Raw genomic sequence first — 19,390 nt, forward strand, 5'->3', positions numbered from 1 at the left:
CCCCCGCGCCCCGATAGCGCAGGTACTCACCGAAGAGATCGAACGCGACGGACCGGGGTTTCATCACGGTTCTGCTCGGACTTTCTGGGACAGGGGCCGCATCCAAGGTGCGGAAGGCATGGTCATTCGGGCTCAATGCGCTGCGCGTATGTCATACGCATGTTCGTATGTGAAATCCCAGCATCCACTGTGCCACCGGTCTGCTTTGGTTAACTTCGGGGTCGCGGCAATGGCCCGATAGCGTCTCAGCAAGGCCAGGCTCGTCCACTGCCAGGGGAGTGAGCTGTTTGCAGAGCCAAGGAATCCCGCATACGGCCACCAAGAAGGTCTGAGGGGCTCGCCCACGGGCAATGTCCCCACTTTTGTTCGTGCGTATCCATGTGCGCCTCGAACCCGATGGTTCACCAACAGTACTCATGCCAGCCATTTGGCGACTGCCTCGGCCCGATTGCGCGCATGCAACTTCCGGAGAATCTGCTTGACGTGCGACTTCACCGTCTCGTCTGTGACGAATAGCCGCGCCGCTATTGCTGAATTCGTCTCGCCGGCGGCCATGAGCCGTAACACCTCGCTCTCGCGCGTTGACAGCGACGAGGCGGGCGCAAACCGGACCGCCTGCCGCGGATACGTGTCCAACTGAGAGCGCATGAAGCTGTTCGCTCTTCCGACTCCACCGGCGGGTGGCGGCATTGTAATATCCGCGTATCCGTCGGCGGCACCCGTTGCGGTGTCGCTGAGGCTCGCCAGCCCTGACTGGATCACCCCGAGCCTGTCTAAGAGGGCGTTTCTCTGCCACAGGTGCGAGACCGATCGGGCTGCCTGAGTGAGCAACCGCCGATCAGGTTCACCGACGTAGCGACGCTGGAAGTAGCGATCCGCATGTAGGAACCCGACCACGAGGCCCTTCTGCAAGATGGGTGCAGCCACATAAGAATGGACCCTAGAGATGTCAGCGAGGGGCCGATGGATGCGCTCATCAGTTGAGACCGAGGTCACACAGATCGCCTTCTTTCCTCGTACCATGATCGACTCGAACAATGAAGACACCTTTTGAGGATGAGCGCCGCCGACACGTAGTATCTCGGTTGCCCACGCTTCGTCCGTGGGGATACAGACTGCATTGGTGAACCACATGCCGTCCTGCAGGGTCGATGCGATCGCCCGGTCGAACCCGATGCCGCAGACCACCTCCGTAGCACGCTGGAGGAGTGCTTCCGTTGACTCGGTGTTTTCCAACTCCGACATAGTTTGTTGGAAAACGTCCGATGCGCGTTCACGCTCGCGTGCCTGCGCCTCGCGGAGCCGAGCCTCAAAGTTTCTGACCCTGCCGAGAACTTCAAGAAGTTTCCTTCTCGACTCGACTCCCGCGTCTGGCTGCCCTGCGTCGATCGCCCCGATCGCCAGTTGCCATACACGCGACAATGCCGCCGTGGCTGTCCGGACGTCTACAACCTCGTCGACGTCGGGATCAGCCAGCTGCGGCACCAGGAACTGCATGGCGCGGACCGTGTCACGAACCTCCTGCAACACCTCCAATGGAACCGGGCATCCAGGGAGCGCCCACGGTTCACCCAGCTCGTTCAGGCGCCCCACCGAGATACTGGAGGTTGCCGCCTCACTCACGGTATCCGACTCCTTACTCCGCATGGATCCGAGGCCAGCCCCAAGGCTGGGCCTTCCGAAGGCAAGCACTGGGAGGGTGCTTCATAGGTGCATGAAAACCGGGAATTCTCAATTGTGAAGTACGAAGTCGGTCACCAGCCTGTTGAACTCGGCAGCGTGCTCGACCTGCGCCCAGTGGCCGCACCGGTTGATCAGTGCGACACGGGAGTTGGCGATGCTTGCGCAAAGCATGAGCGACGTCTCAAATGACACCACTCGGTCATCACGACCATGAATAAGTAGAGTCGGCGCCGTGATGCCACGGACGGTATTCATATCCGCCCAGATGGGGATGGGCGCCCGAGGCAGCCCCGCGACGACGTTCTCCAGGTGATCCGGGCGCAACAGTGCTGCATCCGACCGCGCCTGGCACAGCTCAGGCGTCGCAAAAGTGGCGGAGTCAAAGACCATGATCTCAACGAGGCGACGCATGTTCTCCGGACTGGGCGCCCGGTACGCCTCGTACATCACTTTCAGCCCTTCGGACGGACCATCGCCAGCACCGAAGAGGATTGGCCGCATGGTCGCTGGCGGACCCATCGTGATCAGGTGCGACACGCGACCCGGCTGCTCGGCAGCCAGTCTGATAGACGTGTGGCCGCCCATTGAATTCCCGACGAAGGCAGCCTTCTCGATGCCAAGGGCATCCAGGAACTGCACTGCCGCCTCAACATGGTCAACCTCATCGAAGGAGACTGCGTCGGACTCGCCCCAACCGGGCATATCCACGGCAAAGACGTGAAAACTCTCAGCGAGTGCCTCGATATTCGAGGCATAATTGCTCCAGCCGGTGGCACCCGGGCCGCCTCCGTGCAGAAGCACCACCGGATGTCCCTCGCCAGCCTCGTAATAGTGGATGTTCCAGTTCTTCGTTTTCACGTCGCGAGCGATATCGCTCGGGCGAAGAGTCACCTCAGTGCACCTCGTCCGTTGCCGTGTGCGCGAGTTGCTCGGCCAGAACCTGGGGTGGACGGTGCCCCCATGAGTGCAGGCGGTCGAGAGTCTTGACTTCCCAGGTCTCGTCGTCGATCAGGAGGGCGCCCCAACCGTACTCCACGTTGAATCCAGACGGTGTCCGTACGTAGAAACTGAACATTCTGTCATTTGGGTGCATGCCTAGTGTCATCTCGAACGGCTGTCTGGCGTCTAGACAACGGTCATAGGCAAGACCTACGTCACGGATGTCGCTAACCTCGAGCATGAAGTGATGCGTGACCTTCGGAAACGGAAGATTTCCGAAGGCGACCGTGTGGTGGCGCGGGTTGCAGTGCAGAAAGATTAGATCCGCGACGATGCCCGGCGCCACTTCCTCGACGATGATATCGCTGATCTTGAAACCCAGCAGGTCAACGTAGAAGGCGAGGTATTCCTCGCGGCTAACATCACCTGTCAATAGCACTTGGTGGCCGGCGCCTCCGTTGCCCGTGACGAAGCTACCTAGGAGCTTCGTGGACTCGAAGGGAGTTTCGGCGTCTGCGAAGCCGCTGACGAGCTCAACTCGGTTTCCCATCGGGTCGGTGGTGACGAAGATCCGGTCCACCTTGCGATCGGCGGCAAGGGCAGCATCTCCTTCTGTCACCTCGAAGCCAGCACTACCAAGGCCCTGAACAATCGCGTCGAGTTCGGGCTCGCTCGCGACCTCGTAACCGCTCACCACGAGGTCATCAGCCGCGCCTGCCTCCACTACCCAGCGGTGGGCCTTGTGGTCGGTACGCAGCGTAAAGCCGCTGGTCGTCTTCTCGCCGAACTGCATCCCGAGTAGATCGACGCCGAAGTGCTCCCACGCCGCCAGGTCCGAGACCTCATATCCGACGTAGGCGAGTTCCTTCACTTTGCTCACGGGCCTCCCCTTTCTCTGGTCGACCCCTAGGCGGGGCCATCGTCATGTGTGCAAAACCACTGTTGCACATGTATGACGATGTGACAACGGTCGTCGCCCAGGTGCTGCGAAGTTCGGAAGCCCCTGACGGGCAGGACCGCGCACTTCGTAGCGTGAAGCGGATGTCGGGCGGATGCCGTCCCAGTAGTACTGGTGGACGCCCGGGGACGCGCCGCACGCCTTGGCCCTGGGCGACGCCATCGCGCAACGCAGCACCCCGGTTTGACGGTTCTCCCCTTCGTCTTCGGCTGGCGGCCGGAGGCTCTGGATGGAGGCAGGTCAAGATCGGCCGCAACTACCACCTCACGACCGACTACCAGCACTATTCGGGGCTCATCACAGTTGAGGGTGTAGCGGCTGGTGCGGGGGCGAGTCCAGGTAGGGGTCGAGGTCTCCCGATGATGGAGGTTCCTACGCCGTCCATCCAGAAGACCTCGACATGCCTGACGCTACCTTCGGCTACCCCGACCTGACCACGTTCTGCCGTCTCGATGAGCTCGGCCTCGAGGTCACCGGCCAACGACTTGAGCCCGACCGAGCGGTGCTGGCGTGCCGGGTGGTCGATCCCGACCAGTGGTGTCGCCGGTGCGGCTGCGAGGGCGCTGTGCGTGACACCGTCGTGCGGCGCTTGGCTCACGAGCCGCTCGGCTGGCGCCCGACCACGCTGGAGGTGACGATCCGTCGCTACCGGTGCACCGGGTGCGGGCACGTGTGGCGCCAGGACATGACTCGGGCGGCCGAGCCGCGGGCGAAGCTCTCCCGGCGCGGGCTGCGGTGGGCGCTGGAGGGGATCGTCTGTCAGCACCTGACCGTCGCGCGGGTCGCCGAGGGGCTCGGGGTCGCCTGGAACACCGCCAACGACGCGGTCCTCGCGGAGGGCAAGCGGGTCCTGATCGACGACCCGGCCCGGTTCGAGGGGGTCACCGCGGTTGGGGTTGATGAGCACGTCTGGCGGCGCACGAGGCGCGGGGACAAGTACGTCACCGTGGTCATCGACCTGACTGGGATCCGCGACGGGACCGGCCCGGCGCGGCTGCTCGACATGGTCGAAGGCCGCTCCAAGCAGGCGTTCAAGACCTGGCTCAGCGAACGCGAGCAGTCCTGGCGCGACGCGGTGGAGGTCGTCGCGATGGACGGATTCACCGGCTTCAAGACCGCCACCGCAGAGGAGCTGCCCGACGCGGTCGCCGTGATGGATCCCTTTCATGTGGTGCGCCTGGCCGGTGACGCCCTGGACCGCTGCCGGCGCCGGGTCCAGCAAGACATTCACGGTCACCGCGGCCGTTCGGGCGACCCGCTCTACGCGGCACGCAGAACCTTGCACACCGGGGCCGGCCTGCTGACCGAGAGGCAGCAGTTGCGGCTGGAGGCCCTGTTCGCGCGCGAGGAGCACGTCGAGGTCGAGGCGACCTGGGGGATCTACCAGCGGATGATCGCCGCCTACCGAGAACCCGACCGGACCCGCGGGCGCGAGCTGATGGCCGCGGTCATCGAATCGGTCAGTTCCGGTGTCCCCGCCGCGTTGACCGAGCTCATCACCCTCGGACGCACCCTGAAGAAGCGGGCCGCTGACGTGCTGGCCTACTTCGACCGACCCGGCACGAGCAACGGCCCCACCGAGGCGATCTGTGAGTGTCTACCTGGCTGGTCCGGGACCGGCTGGTCAGGATGGTTCCGGTCGCGCTGAACAGCGTGTGACTCTCGAAGCAATTGGCCCGCTTCGGCGGTGCTCTTCCGTTGAATTGTCGGGCCTTACCCCCGGATCTTGGACACGGGGTGTGATTACGCGGCGGTTGGCAGCGTAGCGGCCCGGCGGGCCTCGTAGGTGGACGGGGAGAGGTAGCCGCACCAGCTGTGACGGCGGCGGGTGTTGTAGCGGACGAGCCATCTGAAGACCTGCCGGCGGCAGGTCAGCTCGTCGGGCCAGCAGGCGGTGTCTTGGAGGACCTCGCGCTTGATCGTGGCGTTGAACGACTCCGCGAGTGCGTTGTCGGCCGACGAGCCGACGGCGCCCATCGACTGGGTGACGCCGAACTTCTTGCAGAGCTGGGCGTAGGCCTTGGAGCAGTAGACCGACCCGTGGTCGCTGTGGAAGATCGCGCCCTTGAGGCTGTCTCGGGTCGCGGCCGCGACGTTCAACGCTTCCTCGACGAGTTCGGTGCGCATGTGGTCGGCGATCGCCCAGCCGGCGAGCCGTCGGGAGTAGCAGTCGATCACGGTCGCCAGGTACAGGTTCGTCCCGTCCGCGAGCGGGAGGTAGGTGATGTCGCCGACGTAGCGCCGGTTGGGGCGCTCGGCGGTGAAGTCGCGCTGGAGCAGGTCGGGGTACTTCTGCCCCGACGGCTCGGGGATCGTGGTCCGCACCCGCCGCCTCTTCACATAGCCACGGATGCCCTCGGCCCGCATCACCCGCGCGACGCGCTTGTGGTTGACCCGCTCACCGGCAGGGGTGTTGTCGTTGAGCTCGGCGGTGATCCGCGGCGCACCGCAAGTGTTGTCCTCGGCGTGGACGGCCCTGATCCGCTCCACGAGCTCGGCATCGGCCCGAGCTTGCTCTTCGCGTGCCGGGGCTGCCTTGAGCCAGGCGTAGTAGGAGGAGCGCTCGATCTCGACGAGCTCGCACAGTCGCTTCACCTCGAAGGTGGCGGAGTTGTCGGCGACGAACTGGAAGCGACTCACCAGCGCGTCTCCCCGGCGAAATACTTGGCCGCCCGCTGGAGGATCTCCCGCTCGGTGGTGAGCTTGGTGGTCTCGGCCCGCAGCGCCGCGTTCTCGGCCTCCAGTCGGTCGATCTTCTGCTCCGGCGTCTCACCTTCGGGCGCCGAGGAGTTCTTCTTCGACGGCCTGGACTGCAGTGGGTTGGAGGTCAGCGTTCCGTCAGCAGCGGTCTTCTTGCCGGTCCCGTAGACCTCGAGCCAACCCCGCAGCGTGCCGCGCACGATGCCGAGGTCCTCGGCGATGCCGCGGACCGTGGCCCCAGGGGTGGACTCGTACAAGTCGACGGCCTGACGGCGGAACTCCTCGGAATAGTTCTTCCTAGCCATGATTCTCGGATCATCTCGCTTCCCCAGCACCACGTGCTGGATTCAGCGTGTCCAAGAACCGGGGTCAGACCCCGTCCACGCTGGGAAGCGCGGCCGGCACCGTCCGGCCCACCTCGGTGACCTGATCAGGAGACTGTCCGACCCCATCTAGATTCACGGGGTCGTGGCCCATCACAGATATGCCCCGACGTGACCTCTACCCGGGCCGGTGCCGGCCGCTTGGCGACCGAGACATCACATCCCCGTCACGAGGAAGGAACGTCGATCACCATGTCGATCGTCGCGCACACCCGCCCATTCGTCATCGGCGTAGACGCCCACGCCCGAACCCATGCACTCGCCGTGCTGGCCTGCCCGACCGGAGAGGTCCTCGATGAGGCACAGTTCCCAGCGACGACTGCCGGCCTTGCCCGTGCCGTCGCCTGGGTCGCACGCCGCACCGGCGCGGATCTCGACGCGCTCTGGGTCATCGAGGGCGTCGGCACCTACGGCGCCCGCCTGGCGCGTGCAGCTGCCGATGCTGGGTACGCCGTGGCCGAGGCACCACGGATGAACGCTCGCGCCAACCGCGGCGTGGGCAAGTCCGACCCCCTGGACGCTCGCCGGATCGCTCAAGCAGCCCTCCCGCTCGACCACACCCAGCTGCGTCTGCCGCGCACCGACGAGGGAGCCCGGGCCGCCCTGCGGATCCTGGTCGCCTCCCGCGACCACATCACCAACGAGCGCACCGCCGCGATCAACGCCCTGATCGCGCTGCTGCGGGTCGTCGACCTGGGGATCGATGCCCGAGGCACCCTCAACACCGGCCGGATCAGCGAGATCGCCGCGTGGCGCGCCCGCGCCGAGGAGCTCTCCATCGGCGTCGCCCGCGCCGAGGCCGTCCGCCTCGCCAAGCGTGTCCGCACAGCCGACAGGGAGCTGGGCGACCTCACCCGCCAGATGACCGCCCTGTTGAACGAGAGCCCCGCCGCGGGCCTGCTGGACCAGCCGGGCATCGGACCCGTCACCGCCGCGATCGCCTACGCTGCGTGGTCGCACCCCGGCCGGATCCGCTCCGAAGCCGCCTTCGCCAGCCTGGCCGGCGTCAACCCCATCCCGGCCTCATCCGGCAACACCGTTCGACACCGCATCAACCGCGGCGGCGACCGACGCCTCAACCGCGCCCTGCACATGGCCGTCGTCACCCGCATGCGCATGGACCCCGAGACCCGCGCCTACGTCGACAAGCGCACCGCGCAGGGGCGCACCCCGCGCGAGATCCGCCGCTCGCTCAAGCGCTACCTCGCCCGTCAGATCTACAGGCAACTCAACGCCACGATCACACCTTCGGCGGCTGCTTGACATACATAGGAGATTCAACGGACGCCTCGAACACCTGCGCGGCTCCGCCCTCGGGTTCCGCAACCTCACCAACTACATCGCCCGATGCCTCCTCGAGGCAGGCGGATTCAGACCGCGGCTACACCCTCAACTGTGATGAGCCCTATTCGGTGCCCTACGCCCTTGCCGGACGCCTGGTGAGGGTGCGGCTGCCTGCCTCAAGGGTGACGGTGTTCGACGGACAGCAGGTCGTTGCCGAGCACCGTCGCAAGACGGGTCGCAAGGGCCAGTACTCGACCGATCCGGGCCATGTTCCACCGCGGCACCGCAACGCGGACGGGCTGTGGTCGCGAGACTGGTTCCTCGACCGTGGCCGCCGCGTTCGGGCCCGCGACCATCCAGGTGGTCGAGCAGATCCTCGACCGGCACGCGATCGAGGCGCAGGGCTACCCTGGACTGCCAGAAGAGCGTGTTGCATAAACCCTCGGCGCGTCTTCGGGGCCTTCTGGTCGTGTCTCGGGAGAATCTCTTGGCAGGTAGGGGTTCTGGAGGTGGACGTGGGTTACAACTTCTTGACTGTGGAGCGTGATCAGGTGTTCTTGATGCCGCCGTCGTTGACCTAGTGGCTCAAGGAGGACCATCTGGCCTGGTTCGTGCTCGACGCGGTCGAGCAGATGGACCTGTCCGCGTTCCACGCCGGCTACCGCGCCGATGGGTGGGGACGCGCAGCGCACGACCCGAAGATGATGGTCGCGTTGACGCTGTACTGGCCTGCCGCGGTGATCTCGGACAGTGGGCCCTCCTAAGGTGAGGGTTCTACTGGAAACGAGATCCGCAGTGAGTGCATCCCGTAGACGGTTCAGCCAGGAGTTCAAGGACGAGCTGTGCCAGGAGGTGCTGGCATGCGGGCGTGCTCGCGTTGCGCGAGGCGGCTCTGCTGGCACGGTCGAGGATGGCGGTGGCACCACCCAGCGGACTTGACCCGGACAGAGCCCCTTTTGGGGGATATTTGGCCTCACCCGAGGGAGGATTTTCACGACGGCTGCGGTGTGATGTAACACTCACCGCACCAGCCCTCGAACCCGTGAGACGGACTTGATGACGGGACGGAGTTCGGCGGTGGTGTACAGGACGACCAGGTAACCGGGAAGTCCTCTACAGCGCTGACCCCAAGAAATGCAGCGCGTTCGAATCCCCCCGACAAACGAAGTCGCAACTGAAGCTAGGAATGGAGGCAACAATGCTGACTGTGAATGACAGTGGTCAACTGGTGAGCCCGAACGGGCAGACACCTCAGGCACCACCTTTGAATCCCGCCCTGTCGTCTCTGCTCAAGGAACTGTCCGAGAGCGAGGGTGGCCTGCTGGACCGGCGCATGTTTTTCGACCCTGAGATCTACAAGGTTGAACTTGAGCGCGTCTTTGCACGATCATGGTCCTTTCTCTGCCATGAAAGCCAGCTGGCCAAGGCCGGGGACTTCTTCTCGACCTACATCGGCGCCGATCCCGTCGTGGTGACCCGACAGCGCGACGGATCGATCAGCGCGGTGCTCAACTCTTGTCGCCATCGTGGGATGAAGGTCTGCCGCGCCGACTGGGGGAACGCGAAGGCCTTCACCTGCACGTACCACGGTTGGTCGTACAGCACGGATGGCTCGTTGGTGAGCGTGCCCCGCGAGGAATACGCCTACTACAACGAGATCGACAAGTCGAAGTTGGGATTGCTGCGGGTTCCACAGGTGCAGTCCTACAAAGGGCTGGTTTTCGGTTGCTTCGATCCCGAAGCGCCGTCGCTTGTCGACTTCTTGGGCGACATGACCTACTACTTGGACATCCTGCTTGACCGTGTGGATGGCGGCACCGAAGTCATCTCCGGTGTCCACAAGTGGAAGATGCGGGGCAACTGGAAGCTTGCCGCCGAGCAGTTCAGTGGAGACAACTACCACACCATCTCCAGCCATATATCGGTGCTGCTGTCTGAGTTCCCGCCCGAGGCGGCGGACGCCTTCGTGAATATCGACGGGCTCGAGATCAACCCAGCGGAAGGCCATGGTATTGGTGTTATGTACTCGCCGACCGGAGCGCCGTTCTCGGCGGGGAGCAGCGAGGCGATCCTGCGCTGGCGCGACGAGACGCGCCAGGAGTCCATCAACCGCCTTGGTAAGGAGCGCGTAGAGGGGATGTCCTGGACGCACGCCAACGTGTTCCCCAACTTCTCTTACCTCCACGACAGCTCGGTCCTGCGCGTTTGGATGCCCAAGAGTCCCACCGAGATGGAGGCCTGGTCGTGGTGCATCGTCGACAAGAAGGCTCCGCAGGAGGTGAAGAATGCTTGGCGCACGCAGGCCATCCGACACTTCAGCCCCGGTGGTACTTGGGAACAGGACGACGGCGAGAACTGGAGTTACTGCTCAGGTGCTGGGGGTCAGGAGGGAGTGGTGACCCGACTCTCCAAGTTGCATGTCGAGATGGGAGTGGGACACGAGCGCTCGCATCCGACGCTGCCCGGCAAGGTCAGTCACACCTACAGTGAGCAGAACCAGCGCAGTCTGTACCGACGCTGGGCCGAGTTCATGGCGGCGGAGTCTTGGAAGGACATCTCCGTGCCGGTGCGTACGACCGAGGTAATCGACCGAAGCGACATGGCGAAGGCGGGAGAATCCTGATGAGCGTTCTTGAGAATACGAATACAGAGGTTATTGACGTCGCCCGTGCGGTCGAGAAGTTCTACTACAAGGAGGCGCGACTCCTTGACGACAGGCTCTTCACGGAGTGGCTCACATTGTGGGCCGACGATGCCCACCTGTGGGCGCCTCTCCGGTATAACCTGTCTCGGCGGGAGCAGCAGTTCGAGTATTCCGGTGAAGACGACTTCGGATACTTCGACGACGACAAACCGAATCTCGAGAAGCGGGTGCGGGGGTTGGAGACCGGGCAGGCGTGGGCCGAGGATCCCCCGACGCGCACCAGGCGCCTCATTACGAACGTCGAAGTGGAGTCGGACGATTCCGGTGTAGGAGACTACCGGGCCCGGTCCCACTTCCTCGTCTATCGCAACCGCATGGAAGCCGATGTTGACCTGCACGCTGGATGTCGGCGCGACATCCTCCGCCGGACTGCCACGGACGGTCTGCTCATCGCCCGCCGCGAGGTCATCCTAGACAACAACGTGTTGCTGTCTAGGAATCTGAGCATCTTCTTCTGAGAAGCGAGGTCACAGTGACGTTGAATCACACGCAGATAGCCCGCTGCGCGCGGTCAAGTATCAGCAGTTGGCTTCGGGCACGATGACCAACAACGACGTGGAAGTGGCGCTGCCGAACGTCGAGGGCCGCACATGGCGCCGTGCCTGTGCGGCCCACGACGTGCCCGAGGACGAAGGTCTGTGCCTCGGTACGCTGCCGCCCGTCTCGGTGTTTTTAACAGAGGGCGAGTACTTCTGTATCGACGATACGTGCACCCACGAGACCTACTCGTTGGCGGACGGGTGGGTCGCGGACGGTTTCGTCGAATGCGCCCTCCACCTCGCTAAGTTCAACTTGCGCACCGGCGAGCCGCTCGCGCCGCCCGCCACGACGGCTGTGGCCGTCCATCCCGTCGCACTCGTCGACGGGGTCCTTTATGTTGCGCTTCCGAGCACGTACCTCATCAAGGAGTGAGAGCCGTGGGTTGGCTTCAGGACTACTCGGTCATCGTCACCGGAGCCGGTTCCGGTCTCGGTCGCGCGACATCGTCGAGCGGTATGTCGAGGAGGGCGCTCGCGTCGTCGCCTTCGACCGCTCCGAGGTGAAGCCACACCGACAGAGAGTCAGCCCACAGTTCATTCTAGGTGGCAGCGACGGGTCGGCGAGGAGAGTCATTCTAGGTGGCAGCGACGGGTCGGCGAGGAGAGGCTGGATGTCGGGCGGTTACTGACTGGCGCTCCATGGCTCGGGACAGCCCGGGGGCGGCGGTGTTTTGGGAGGCCCTTCGCGCGCGACCCCCACCGGCCATCACACCGAGCCTCACCGAGTCCGAACAACAACCATCATCTCGATCCCCGCCAGGAAGAGGGTGCACCAATGACCGCACCGCACCACGTCATCGTCGGTGGCAGTGCTGCCGGTGTCGCAGCGGCACTAGCCATGCGGAGAAATGGCTTCGAGGGTCGGATCACTCTCGTGGAAGCAGCCTCCGAGGAGCCCTACGAGCGACCGCCTCTGTCGAAGTCTTTCACCGACCTTGACGCGCCGCGTCGGATCCTCCCACCGAGCACGTACGTCGAGGAAGACATCGACCTGCTGCTCGGCATGCCGGTCGCAGCGCTCGATGTCGACCGGAAGGTGGTGCGGTTGCCTGACGGCGAGGGACTCGGGGCGGATGCCGTGCTAGTGGCGACCGGTGTCAACGCTCGGCGTCTGGGAGTTCCGGGAGAATATCTCGAGCATGTCCTGGTGCTGCGTGGCCTGGCGGATGCACGTGCGCTGGCGGCGCGCCTCGACGTGGGCGGTCCTTGGGTGATCGTCGGAGGAGGGTTCATCGGCCTCGAGGCGGCGGCCGTCGCGCGGGGAAGAGGGATCGATGTCACGGTAGTCGAGGCGATGCCGGTGCCGCTGGCCGGCGTGCTGGGCCCTGCCCTTGCAGCCCACGTCCAGCGGATGCACGAGCGTGAGGGGGTGCGGATTCTGGGGGGGCGCACTGTGACCGAGTTCGTGGGGGAGAGGGAGGTCGAGAAGGTCGTCCTGGACGATGGCTCGGTTCTGGATGCGGCCACCGTACTCGTTGGCTGCGGGGTGGAGCCCAACGACGAGCTGGCCCGAGACGCAGGGGTGTACTGCAACGGCGGCATCGTCGCGGACCGTCACGGTCGCACGAGTGTCCCCTGGATCTGGGCGGCCGGCGACGTCGCCACCTTCGTCAGTCCGTTCACCGGGCGTCGCCAGCGCATCGAGCACTGGGACGTCGCCAATCGTCTAGGCACAGTCACCGGAGCCAACATGGTTGGGGTACCGGCAGTCAACACAGATGCGCCGTACTTCTGGTCCGATCAATACGGACATCGGCTCCAGATGTATGGCCGACACCAGCCAGGCGACCAGTTCGTCGTCCGACCTGGCGTGACCACGGCGCAGTTCGTCGCATTCTGGGTCCGCGATGGGCGGGTCACCGCGGCGGCTGCGATCGACTCGCCGAAGGAGTTGCGGGCGACCAAGCCACTGATCGAGGGACGAGTTCCCGTTATGGCATCGGACCTGATCGACCCGGCCGTCTCATTGCGTGCGCTCGGGCGTGTCGCTCATCACGAAGCCAGATCGTGATGGCGCATAGGACGATTCCTCCGCTGCCGTCCGTACCCGGGGAGTCGACGTCGTGTCGGGCGGCAACGTTCTCCGCATGCCGCAGGAACGAAGAGTAGACGCCGGCGTACCCGAGGGTGAGCGTCGCCCGGTCCACCCGCACCGGACGGTCCGCGTCCTCGGGTGCCGCAGACGGTAGTGGCGAGGAGACAGCCGAGGAGAAGATCGCCCGGCTCTCGGCCCGGGTCGCCGAGCTGGAGGCCAGCGAGAACAAGCTCACCACCAAGCGGGAGTTTCTGCGTTCGGCGGCCAAGTATTTCGCTGGGGAGACGAACTGGTGAGCCGCTTCCAGTTCGTCGCCGACCACTCCAGCACCTTCGAGGTCAAGCGGTTGTGCGAGCTCGTCGAGGTGACGCGCTCATCGGCCCGACCAGGCCCAGGGCTCAGGCAGGACCCCCACCCGCCAGACTCGCTGGTTCGCCTCCACGATCCTCAACTGTGCCGGAGTCACCCAGCTGCGGCGAACGCGCGTGCGGCCGCGAGGACGCCGGGGCCGACCTGCTCAAGATCGCCTTCCCGCAGCAGTCGCGCCGGCGCGACGTCGTCGAGGCGCGGATTCATTCCCTGGAACCATGCCTGGACAACGCCGGGCGTGTCCTTCTCTCGCAGCAACGCCGCGATCCGGTACGCCATCCGCAGGCGGTTGAGAACGTCGGTCGACGGCGTGCGCGGATCGTCGGCAGCGGCCCACTGCCGCACGGCACGGGTCTCCTGGACCGCCCCGAGGTAGGCGACCAGCTTCGCACCCAGCAGGTCGCGCAGCCGATTGACCAGCTCCGGCGGGGCCAGTCGGAGCGACTCCTCGTAGGCGCGCAGGTCACCTCGCGCAACGGTCGCCTGTTTGCTCATGCCTCTATTGTCACATAGTCACACCACGGATCCTAGACCCAATCACATGCCTGTTCCCACCTTAAAACCCACCCGCCGCCGTGGCTGTCCGGACGTCTACAACCTCGTCGACGTCGGGATCAGCCAGCTGCGGCACCAGGAACTGCATGGCGCGGACCGTGTCACGAACCTCCTGCAACACCTCCAATGGAACCGGGCATCCAGGGAGCGCCCACGGTTCACCCAGCTCGTTCAGGCGCCCCACCGAGATACTGGAGGTTGCCGCCTCACTCACGGTATCCGACTCCTTACTCCGCATGGATCCGAGGCCAGCCCCAAGGCTGGGCCTTCCGAAGGCAAGCACTGGGAGGGTGCTTCATAGGTGCATGAAAACCGGGAATTCTCAATTGTGAAGTACGAAGTCGGTCACCAGCCTGTTGAACTCGGCAGCGTGCTCGACCTGCGCCCAGTGGCCGCACCGGTTGATCAGTGCGACACGGGAGTTGGCGATGCTTGCGCAAAGCATGAGCGACGTCTCAAATGACACCACTCGGTCATCACGACCATGAATAAGTAGAGTCGGCGCCGTGATGCCACGGACGGTATTCATATCCGCCCAGATGGGGATGGGCGCCCGAGGCAGCCCCGCGACGACGTTCTCCAGGTGATCCGGGCGCAACAGTGCTGCATCCGACCGCGCCTGGCACAGCTCAGGCGTCGCAAAAGTGGCGGAGTCAAAGACCATGATCTCAACGAGGCGACGCATGTTCTCCGGACTGGGCGCCCGGTACGCCTCGTACATCACTTTCAGCCCTTCGGACGGACCATCGCCAGCACCGAAGAGGATTGGCCGCATGGTCGCTGGCGGACCCATCGTGATCAGGTGCGACACGCGACCCGGCTGCTCGGCAGCCAGTCTGATAGACGTGTGGCCGCCCATTGAATTCCCGACGAAGGCAGCCTTCTCGATGCCAAGGGCATCCAGGAACTGCACTGCCGCCTCAACATGGTCAACCTCATCGAAGGAGACTGCGTCGGACTCGCCCCAACCGGGCATATCCACGGCAAAGACGTGAAAACTCTCAGCGAGTGCCTCGATATTCGAGGCATAATTGCTCCAGCCGGTGGCACCCGGGCCGCCTCCGTGCAGAAGCACCACCGGATGTCCCTCGCCAGCCTCGTAATAGTGGATGTTCCAGTTCTTCGTTTTCACGTCGCGAGCGATATCGCTCGGGCGAAGAGTCACCTCAGTGCACCTCGTCCGTTGCCGTGTGCGCGAGTTGCTCGGCCAGAACCTGGGGTGGACGGTGCCCCCATGAGTGCAGGCGGTCGAGAGTCTTGACTTCCCAGGTCTCGTCGTCGATCAGGAGGGCGCCCCAACCGTACTCCACGTTGAATCCAGACGGTGTCCGTACGTAGAAACTGAACATTCTGTCATTTGGGTGCATGCCTAGTGTCATCTCGAACGGCTGTCTGGCGTCTAGACAACGGTCATAGGCAAGACCTACGTCACGGATGTCGCTAACCTCGAGCATGAAGTGATGCGTGACCTTCGGAAACGGAAGATTTCCGAAGGCGACCGTGTGGTGGCGCGGGTTGCAGTGCAGAAAGATTAGATCCGCGACGATGCCCGGCGCCACTTCCTCGACGATGATATCGCTGATCTTGAAACCCAGCAGGTCAACGTAGAAGGCGAGGTATTCCTCGCGGCTAACATCACCTGTCAATAGCACTTGGTGGCCGGCGCCTCCGTTGCCCGTGACGAAGCTACCTAGGAGCTTCGTGGACTCGAAGGGAGTTTCGGCGTCTGCGAAGCCGCTGACGAGCTCAACTCGGTTTCCCATCGGGTCGGTGGTGACGAAGATCCGGTCCACCTTGCGATCGGCGGCAAGGGCAGCATCTCCTTCTGTCACCTCGAAGCCAGCACTACCAAGGCCCTGAACAATCGCGTCGAGTTCGGGCTCGCTCGCGACCTCGTAACCGCTCACCACGAGGTCATCAGCCGCGCCTGCCTCCACTACCCAGCGGTGGGCCTTGTGGTCGGTACGCAGCGTAAAGCCGCTGGTCGTCTTCTCGCCGAACTGCATCCCGAGTAGATCGACGCCGAAGTGCTCCCACGCCGCCAGGTCCGAGACCTCATATCCGACGTAGGCGAGTTCCTTCACTTTGCTCACGGGCCTCCCCTTTCTCTGGTCGACCCCTAGGCGGGGCCATCGTCATGTGTGCAAAACCACTGTTGCACATGTATGACGATGTGACAACGGTCGTCGCCCAGGTGCTGCGAAGTTCGGAAGCCCCTGACGGGCAGGACCGCGCACTTCGTAGCGTGAAGCGGATGTCGGGCGGATGCCGTCCCAGTAGTACTGGTGGACGCCCGGGGACGCGCCGCACGCCTTGGCCCTGGGCGACGCCATCGCGCAACGCAGCACCCCGGTTTGACGGTTCTCCCCTTCGTCTTCGGCTGGCGGCCGGAGGCTCTGGATGGAGGCAGGTCAAGATCGGCCGCAACTACCACCTCACGACCGACTACCAGCACTATTCGGGGCTCATCACAGTTGAGGGTGTAGCGGCTGGTGCGGGGGCGAGTCCAGGTAGGGGTCGAGGTCTCCCGATGATGGAGGTTCCTACGCCGTCCATCCAGAAGACCTCGACATGCCTGACGCTACCTTCGGCTACCCCGACCTGACCACGTTCTGCCGTCTCGATGAGCTCGGCCTCGAGGTCACCGGCCAACGACTTGAGCCCGACCGAGCGGTGCTGGCGTGCCGGGTGGTCGATCCCGACCAGTGGTGTCGCCGGTGCGGCTGCGAGGGCGCTGTGCGTGACACCGTCGTGCGGCGCTTGGCTCACGAGCCGCTCGGCTGGCGCCCGACCACGCTGGAGGTGACGATCCGTCGCTACCGGTGCACCGGGTGCGGGCACGTGTGGCGCCAGGACATGACTCGGGCGGCCGAGCCGCGGGCGAAGCTCTCCCGGCGCGGGCTGCGGTGGGCGCTGGAGGGGATCGTCTGTCAGCACCTGACCGTCGCGCGGGTCGCCGAGGGGCTCGGGGTCGCCTGGAACACCGCCAACGACGCGGTCCTCGCGGAGGGCAAGCGGGTCCTGATCGACGACCCGGCCCGGTTCGAGGGGGTCACCGCGGTTGGGGTTGATGAGCACGTCTGGCGGCGCACGAGGCGCGGGGACAAGTACGTCACCGTGGTCATCGACCTGACTGGGATCCGCGACGGGACCGGCCCGGCGCGGCTGCTCGACATGGTCGAAGGCCGCTCCAAGCAGGCGTTCAAGACCTGGCTCAGCGAACGCGAGCAGTCCTGGCGCGACGCGGTGGAGGTCGTCGCGATGGACGGATTCACCGGCTTCAAGACCGCCACCGCAGAGGAGCTGCCCGACGCGGTCGCCGTGATGGATCCCTTTCATGTGGTGCGCCTGGCCGGTGACGCCCTGGACCGCTGCCGGCGCCGGGTCCAGCAAGACATTCACGGTCACCGCGGCCGTTCGGGCGACCCGCTCTACGCGGCACGCAGAACCTTGCACACCGGGGCCGGCCTGCTGACCGAGAGGCAGCAGTTGCGGCTGGAGGCCCTGTTCGCGCGCGAGGAGCACGTCGAGGTCGAGGCGACCTGGGGGATCTACCAGCGGATGATCGCCGCCTACCGAGAACCCGACCGGACCCGCGGGCGCGAGCTGATGGCCGCGGTCATCGAATCGGTCAGTTCCGGTGTCCCCGCCGCGTTGACCGAGCTCATCACCCTCGGACGCACCCTGAAGAAGCGGGCCGCTGACGTGCTGGCCTACTTCGACCGACCCGGCACGAGCAACGGCCCCACCGAGGCGATCTGTGAGTGTCTACCTGGCTGGTCCGGGACCGGCTGGTCAGGATGGTTCCGGTCGCGCTGAACAGCGTGTGACTCTCGAAGCAATTGGCCCGCTTCGGCGGTGCTCTTCCGTTGAATTGTCGGGCCTTACCCCGGATCTTGGACACGGGGTGTGATTACGCGGCGGTTGGCAGCGTAGCGGCCCGGCGGGCCTCGTAGGTGGACGGGGAGAGGTAGCCGCACCAGCTGTGACGGCGGCGGGTGTTGTAGCGGACGAGCCATCTGAAGACCTGCCGGCGGCAGGTCAGCTCGTCGGGCCAGCAGGCGGTGTCTTGGAGGACCTCGCGCTTGATCGTGGCGTTGAACGACTCCGCGAGTGCGTTGTCGGCCGACGAGCCGACGGCGCCCATCGACTGGGTGACGCCGAACTTCTTGCAGAGCTGGGCGTAGGCCTTGGAGCAGTAGACCGACCCGTGGTCGCTGTGGAAGATCGCGCCCTTGAGGCTGTCTCGGGTCGCGGCCGCGACGTTCAACGCTTCCTCGACGAGTTCGGTGCGCATGTGGTCGGCGATCGCCCAGCCGGCGAGCCGTCGGGAGTAGCAGTCGATCACGGTCGCCAGGTACAGGTTCGTCCCGTCCGCGAGCGGGAGGTAGGTGATGTCGCCGACGTAGCGCCGGTTGGGGCGCTCGGCGGTGAAGTCGCGCTGGAGCAGGTCGGGGTACTTCTGCCCCGACGGCTCGGGGATCGTGGTCCGCACCCGCCGCCTCTTCACATAGCCACGGATGCCCTCGGCCCGCATCACCCGCGCGACGCGCTTGTGGTTGACCCGCTCACCGGCAGGGGTGTTGTCGTTGAGCTCGGCGGTGATCCGCGGCGCACCGCAAGTGTTGTCCTCGGCGTGGACGGCCCTGATCCGCTCCACGAGCTCGGCATCGGCCCGAGCTTGCTCTTCGCGTGCCGGGGCTGCCTTGAGCCAGGCGTAGTAGGAGGAGCGCTCGATCTCGACGAGCTCGCACAGTCGCTTCACCTCGAAGGTGGCGGAGTTGTCGGCGACGAACTGGAAGCGACTCACCAGCGCGTCTCCCCGGCGAAATACTTGGCCGCCCGCTGGAGGATCTCCCGCTCGGTGGTGAGCTTGGTGGTCTCGGCCCGCAGCGCCGCGTTCTCGGCCTCCAGTCGGTCGATCTTCTGCTCCGGCGTCTCACCTTCGGGCGCCGAGGAGTTCTTCTTCGACGGCCTGGACTGCAGTGGGTTGGAGGTCAGCGTTCCGTCAGCAGCGGTCTTCTTGCCGGTCCCGTAGACCTCGAGCCAACCCCGCAGCGTGCCGCGCACGATGCCGAGGTCCTCGGCGATGCCGCGGACCGTGGCCCCAGGGGTGGACTCGTACAAGTCGACGGCCTGACGGCGGAACTCCTCGGAATAGTTCTTCCTAGCCATGATTCTCGGATCATCTCGCTTCCCCAGCACCACGTGCTGGATTCAGCGTGTCCAAGAACCGGGGTC

The 19,390-nt window shown here is 64.9% G+C and carries 16 protein-coding genes and 4 pseudogenes; 10 read left to right on the top strand and 10 right to left on the bottom strand.

Annotated elements, in window-relative coordinates; genetic code table 11:
• Positions 1 to 414: 414 nt before the first annotated feature.
• The 3 genes from IM25_RS24415 to IM25_RS24425 form a co-directional block, all read right to left on the bottom strand.
• A complete protein-coding gene (locus IM25_RS24415; protein WP_198162598.1) occupies positions 415 to 1,623 on the bottom strand; it encodes a LuxR C-terminal-related transcriptional regulator in 1,209 nt (402 codons plus the stop codon).
• 108 nt (positions 1,624 to 1,731) lie between these two features.
• A complete protein-coding gene (locus IM25_RS24420) occupies positions 1,732 to 2,574 on the bottom strand; it encodes an alpha/beta fold hydrolase (RefSeq protein WP_032492322.1) in 843 nt (280 codons plus the stop codon).
• A gap of 1 nt (position 2,575) precedes the next feature.
• Positions 2,576 to 3,502 carry a VOC family protein gene (locus IM25_RS24425; RefSeq protein WP_033098858.1) on the bottom strand — a complete coding sequence of 309 codons (927 nt, stop codon included), beginning with the start codon at positions 3,500 to 3,502 and terminating at the stop codon, positions 2,576 to 2,578.
• A 478-nt stretch (positions 3,503 to 3,980) separates the two neighbouring features.
• Between IM25_RS24425 and IM25_RS24430 the strand changes: the two are divergent.
• A pseudogene (locus IM25_RS24430) lies at positions 3,981 to 5,168 on the top strand (ISL3 family transposase); the annotation flags it as partial.
• A 155-nt stretch (positions 5,169 to 5,323) separates the two neighbouring features.
• On the opposite strand, the gene IM25_RS24435 reads toward IM25_RS24430, so the two are convergent.
• Positions 5,324 to 6,585, bottom strand: a protein-coding gene (locus IM25_RS24435; RefSeq protein WP_157127026.1) for an IS3-like element ISTesp3 family transposase whose coding sequence is annotated in 2 segments (ribosomal slippage) — positions 5,324 to 6,237 and positions 6,237 to 6,585 — 1,263 coding nt in all. Because the reading frame shifts where the segments join, the coding sequence is not laid out codon by codon here.
• Positions 6,586 to 6,855: 270 nt separating this feature from the next.
• Here IM25_RS24435 and IM25_RS24445 point away from each other — a divergent pair.
• The 7 genes from IM25_RS24445 (at position 6,856) to IM25_RS24470 (ending at position 13,201) form a co-directional block, all read left to right on the top strand.
• Positions 6,856 to 7,926 carry an IS110 family transposase gene (locus IM25_RS24445; RefSeq protein WP_033098836.1) on the top strand — a complete coding sequence of 357 codons (1,071 nt, stop codon included), beginning with the start codon at positions 6,856 to 6,858 and terminating at the stop codon, positions 7,924 to 7,926.
• Positions 7,927 to 8,129: 203 nt separating this feature from the next.
• On the top strand, positions 8,130 to 8,528 hold the full coding sequence (locus IM25_RS27690; RefSeq protein WP_442971927.1) for a hypothetical protein: 399 nt from the start codon (positions 8,130 to 8,132) through the stop codon (positions 8,526 to 8,528).
• A 30-nt stretch (positions 8,529 to 8,558) separates the two neighbouring features.
• The gene (locus IM25_RS26270; RefSeq protein WP_157127027.1) at positions 8,559 to 8,711 is read left to right on the top strand and encodes a hypothetical protein; all 153 of its coding nucleotides are present in this window, start codon (positions 8,559 to 8,561) and stop codon (positions 8,709 to 8,711) included.
• A gap of 434 nt (positions 8,712 to 9,145) precedes the next feature.
• The gene (locus IM25_RS24455; RefSeq protein ID WP_084295187.1) at positions 9,146 to 10,570 is read left to right on the top strand and encodes an aromatic ring-hydroxylating oxygenase subunit alpha; all 1,425 of its coding nucleotides are present in this window, start codon (positions 9,146 to 9,148) and stop codon (positions 10,568 to 10,570) included.
• The gene (locus tag IM25_RS24460) at positions 10,570 to 11,109 is read left to right on the top strand and encodes an aromatic-ring-hydroxylating dioxygenase subunit beta (protein ID WP_032492317.1); all 540 of its coding nucleotides are present in this window, start codon (positions 10,570 to 10,572) and stop codon (positions 11,107 to 11,109) included. Before IM25_RS24455 ends, IM25_RS24460 begins: the two co-directional genes overlap by 1 nt.
• An 82-nt stretch (positions 11,110 to 11,191) precedes the next feature.
• Positions 11,192 to 11,563 (top strand): non-heme iron oxygenase ferredoxin subunit, encoded by a 372-nt coding sequence (locus tag IM25_RS24465; RefSeq protein ID WP_052040236.1) that lies wholly within the window; start codon positions 11,192 to 11,194, stop codon positions 11,561 to 11,563.
• A gap of 402 nt (positions 11,564 to 11,965) precedes the next feature.
• A complete protein-coding gene (locus IM25_RS24470) occupies positions 11,966 to 13,201 on the top strand; it encodes an NAD(P)/FAD-dependent oxidoreductase (RefSeq protein ID WP_033098834.1) in 1,236 nt (411 codons plus the stop codon).
• A gap of 43 nt (positions 13,202 to 13,244) precedes the next feature.
• Here the strand turns inward: IM25_RS24470 and IM25_RS27215 are convergent.
• Positions 13,245 to 13,352 (bottom strand): annotated as a pseudogene (locus IM25_RS27215) (4-hydroxy-2-oxovalerate aldolase); the annotation flags it as partial.
• Between IM25_RS27215 and IM25_RS27220 the strand changes: the two are divergent.
• Positions 13,327 to 13,604: pseudogene (locus IM25_RS27220) on the top strand (IS3-like element ISTesp3 family transposase); the annotation flags it as partial. The pseudogenes IM25_RS27215 and IM25_RS27220 overlap by 26 nt on opposite strands.
• Before the next feature lie 83 nt (positions 13,605 to 13,687).
• Here the strand turns inward: IM25_RS27220 and IM25_RS24480 are convergent.
• From IM25_RS24480 to IM25_RS24495, 4 genes are all read right to left on the bottom strand, one after another.
• Positions 13,688 to 14,089, bottom strand: coding sequence for a hypothetical protein (locus IM25_RS24480; protein WP_033098835.1), 402 nt, complete (start codon positions 14,087 to 14,089; stop codon positions 13,688 to 13,690).
• A 61-nt stretch (positions 14,090 to 14,150) separates the two neighbouring features.
• Entirely contained in the window at positions 14,151 to 14,363 is a 213-nt protein-coding gene (locus tag IM25_RS24485; protein ID WP_157127028.1) for a hypothetical protein, read from the bottom strand.
• 108 nt (positions 14,364 to 14,471) lie between these two features.
• Positions 14,472 to 15,314, bottom strand: coding sequence for an alpha/beta fold hydrolase (locus tag IM25_RS24490; protein WP_032492322.1), 843 nt, complete (start codon positions 15,312 to 15,314; stop codon positions 14,472 to 14,474).
• 1 nt (position 15,315) lies between these two features.
• Positions 15,316 to 16,242 (bottom strand): VOC family protein, encoded by a 927-nt coding sequence (locus IM25_RS24495; protein WP_033098858.1) that lies wholly within the window; start codon positions 16,240 to 16,242, stop codon positions 15,316 to 15,318.
• A 478-nt stretch (positions 16,243 to 16,720) separates the two neighbouring features.
• On the opposite strand from IM25_RS24495, the pseudogene IM25_RS24500 reads away from it, so the two are divergent.
• Positions 16,721 to 17,908: pseudogene (locus IM25_RS24500) on the top strand (ISL3 family transposase); the annotation flags it as partial.
• Positions 17,909 to 18,062: 154 nt separating this feature from the next.
• On the opposite strand, the gene IM25_RS24505 reads toward IM25_RS24500, so the two are convergent.
• Positions 18,063 to 19,324, bottom strand: a protein-coding gene (locus tag IM25_RS24505) for an IS3-like element ISTesp3 family transposase (protein ID WP_157127026.1) whose coding sequence is annotated in 2 segments (ribosomal slippage) — positions 18,063 to 18,976 and positions 18,976 to 19,324 — 1,263 coding nt in all. Because the reading frame shifts where the segments join, the coding sequence is not laid out codon by codon here.
• Positions 19,325 to 19,390 lie beyond the last annotated feature (66 nt).

The organism is Rhodococcus sp. p52, from assembly GCF_000763325.2.
Taxonomy (GTDB): domain Bacteria; phylum Actinomycetota; class Actinomycetes; order Mycobacteriales; family Mycobacteriaceae; genus Rhodococcus; species Rhodococcus pyridinivorans.

Bases quoted from the DNA above. Each gene is read 5' to 3' on its own strand.
- IM25_RS24460 (WP_032492317.1), top strand. From the start codon at position 10,570: ATGAGCGTTCTTGAGAATACGAATACAGAGGTTATTGACGTCGCCCGT.
- IM25_RS24455 (WP_084295187.1), top strand. From the start codon at position 9,146: ATGCTGACTGTGAATGACAGTGGTCAACTGGTGAGCCCGAACGGGCAG.
- IM25_RS24465 (WP_052040236.1), top strand. From the start codon at position 11,192: ATGACCAACAACGACGTGGAAGTGGCGCTGCCGAACGTCGAGGGCCGC.
- IM25_RS24470 (WP_033098834.1), top strand. From the start codon at position 11,966: ATGACCGCACCGCACCACGTCATCGTCGGTGGCAGTGCTGCCGGTGTC.
- IM25_RS24445 (WP_033098836.1), top strand. From the start codon at position 6,856: ATGTCGATCGTCGCGCACACCCGCCCATTCGTCATCGGCGTAGACGCC.
- IM25_RS24480 (WP_033098835.1), bottom strand. From the start codon at position 14,089: ATGAGCAAACAGGCGACCGTTGCGCGAGGTGACCTGCGCGCCTACGAG.